1 protein-coding gene is annotated in these 1067 nt (G+C 72.7%); it reads right to left on the bottom strand.

The window, feature by feature from the left end; all coding sequences use genetic code 11:
- On the bottom strand, positions 1-944 hold a 944-nt coding region (locus tag FNH04_RS46220), incomplete at its 3' end, for a hypothetical protein (protein ID WP_152792180.1).
- Positions 945-1067: the final 123 nt, after the last annotated feature.

The raw sequence follows: 1067 nt of genomic DNA, 5'->3' as shown, positions 1-1067 counted from the left end.
GGCCAAGCCACCGCCCGCCCCCGCGCCGCCAGCGTCGTCGCGTACTGGGGGAGGAGGGACGAGTCGCTCGGGGACGCGCCCTCCGATGCCGCGAAGGCCTCGTACGACGGGACCGTGCCCGTGACGATGCCGAGGTTGGGCGTGCCCGACGCCGCCAGTTCTCTCAGGGACGCCTCTATCGTCGCCAGGTGCAGCTCGTGTGACGGGTACTCCTCCGACAACGTCGGGTACGCCGTGAGCAGTTCCTCCAGTTCCGCCGCGGGCCAGTGCAGGACCGCCACCGGGAACGGGCGGGACAGGGCCTCCCTGTACGCGCCCAGCTCGGCCCGCAAGCGGGAGATCTCCGCCTCCAGTTCCGCCGGGTTGTCCGAGCCCAGGGACCAGACGCGCTTCGGGTCGTGGAGCTCGTCCAGTGACACCGACGACGAGTGGAGCGTGTCCGCCAGGGCGTCCCAGTCGTCGTGCGGAGCACCGAGCATGCGGCGTACGCGGTGGCGGCCGAAGAGGAGGGCGTGGGTCGAGTACGGGGGTTCCGTCACGCCCGAGAGCAGCGCGGTCGCGCCCTCGGTGAAGGTCTCCTGGGCCGCTTCCAGCTCGTCGTGGGCCTCCAGGGCCTCCGCCGCGATGACCCAGGGGGCCGGGTCGCGGGGGGCCGCGACGCGGATTCCCGTGATGATCGCCCGTGCCTCCGCCTCGTGGCCGTACTCCCAGAGGTTGGACGCCTTGAGCGCGCGTACGAGGTGGGGGTTCTCGAGGGAGTCGGCCGACGACAGCAGGCGGTCGTACAGCGCGGTCGCGCCGGCGCGGGCGCCGGCCAGTTCGAGGTGCGCCGCGGCCTGCAGGAGCAGGTGTTCGGCGTCCTCGGGGTAGAGGCCGGCAGTCCGCTCCAGGCGGGCTGCTTCAGCGTTGTGGTCGACGTTCTCGGCAGCGGTGTCGGGGCGCATGGAGGACACCGTACTGCCGTCGGTCCGGGAGAGATGAGGGGGCGGTTGGTCAGAGGGCATATGCCCGTCGGCCAGGGGGCGGCAGGCCTGCCGCAACCAGGGGCGGCAACCAGGGGCGCAGGC

The organism is Streptomyces phyllanthi (genome assembly GCF_009377205.1).
Taxonomy (GTDB): Bacteria; Actinomycetota; Actinomycetes; order Streptomycetales; family Streptomycetaceae; genus Streptomyces; species Streptomyces phyllanthi.
Note: the sequence above shows the minus strand (reverse complement) of the source record. Positions and strands in the feature narration are given on the sequence as shown.